Raw genomic sequence first — 1,630 nt, forward strand, 5'->3', positions numbered from 1 at the left:
GCGACCCGCGCTGTTGAACGAGATGAACGGAAATCTGTGGGAATCCACAGCTGTATCGCCACCGACGTCAAAATGGTTTGCCAGCGTTGTCTTGAGCTGGTCACCCTGCCGATCCACAGCGAATGCAGTTATGCTGTGGTGAAAGAGGGTGCGAATACCCAGTCGTTGCCGAAATCACAGCACCGTACGGCAGCTTGTAACGCTCGCGCTCACGACCGAAGTCATCAGCGATGGCCAGCTCACCGGAACGGGACACAGCAACCAGGTGACCATCCACTCGCTCCACGTGCTTCAAATTGTGCAGACGAACGGTACCGCCATTTTTCACCTGAACGCTGTCCGCAGCGGAAGTACGGCTTGCCGCACCACCGATGTGGAACGTACGCATCGTCAGCTGTGTACCCGGCTCACCGATGGACTGGGCAGCGATAACGCCGACCGCTTCACCGATGTTCACCTTGTGACCAAGAGCCAAGTCACGGCCGTAGCAATTGGCGCAAATTCCATAGCTGGTTTCGCAGCTGATCGGCGAACGCACGATCACTTCGTCGATGCTGTTCAGCTCGATGAACTCGACCCACTTCTCGTCTACCAGAGTGCCGGCAGGAACGATAACGTCCTCGGTACCTGGCTTGAATACGTCACGGGCAATAACACGACCCAATACGCGTTCACCCAACGGCTCTACAACGTCACCGCCTTCAATGTGCGGAGTCATCAGCAGACCGTGTTCGGTGCCGCAATCGATCTCGGTTACAACCAGATCCTGCGCCACGTCTACCAGACGACGAGTCAAGTAACCGGAGTTCGCAGTTTTCAACGCGGTATCCGCCAGACCTTTACGAGCACCGTGAGTGGAGATGAAGTACTGAAGTACGCTCAAACCTTCACGGAAGTTCGCAGTAATCGGCGTTTCAATGATGGAACCGTCCGGCTTGGCCATCAGACCACGCATACCGGCCAGCTGACGAATCTGTGCTGCGGAACCCCGCGCACCCGAGTCAGCCATCATGTACATCGAGTTGAAAGACTCTTGATCGACTTCAACGCCGTGACGGTCGATAACCTTCTCTTTCGAGAGGTTGGCCATCATTGCCTTGGAAACTTCGTCGTTCGCTTTCGACCAAAGGTCGATTACTTTGTTGTACTTCTCGCCCTGGGTTACCAGGCCGGAGGCGTACTGGCTTTCGATCTCTTTCACTTCGTCGGTGGCAGCACCGATGATGCGGGCTTTCTCGTCCGGGATAACGAAGTCGTTAACACCGATGGAAACGCCGGAGATGGTCGAGTAAGCGAAACCGGTGTACATCAACTGGTCAGCGAAGATCACGGTCTCTTTCAAACCAACCACGCGGTAGCACTGGTTGATCAGCTTGGAGATCGCCTTTTTCTTCATCGGCAGGTTGACGACGTCGTACGACAGACCTTTTGGCACAACCTGGAACAGCAGCGCACGGCCGACAGTGGTGTCGACGATACGGGTACCGCTCACGCTGTTGCCGTCACGGTCATTGACGGTTTCGTTGATACGAACCTTAACCTTGGCGTGCAGTGCGGCTTCGCCGGCACGGAACACACGGTCAACTTCCTGCAGATCCGCGAACACACGACCTTCGCCTTTGGCGTTGAT

Annotated in this window: 2 pseudogenes; one reads left to right on the forward strand and one right to left on the reverse strand. The window is 55.8% G+C overall.

Features of this window, described 5'->3' with window-relative positions:
• Positions 1 to 174 (forward strand): annotated as a pseudogene (locus ACIPIZ_RS29655) (metal-binding protein); the annotation flags it as partial.
• Here ACIPIZ_RS29655 and ACIPIZ_RS29660 read toward each other — a convergent pair.
• Positions 158 to 1,630 (reverse strand): annotated as a pseudogene (locus tag ACIPIZ_RS29660) (DNA-directed RNA polymerase subunit beta'); the annotation flags it as partial. The pseudogenes ACIPIZ_RS29655 and ACIPIZ_RS29660 sit on opposite strands and share 17 nt — an antisense overlap.

The sequence above is a fragment of the Pseudomonas sp. NPDC087690 genome, from assembly GCF_044743175.1.
Taxonomy (GTDB): Bacteria; Pseudomonadota; Gammaproteobacteria; order Pseudomonadales; family Pseudomonadaceae; genus Aquipseudomonas.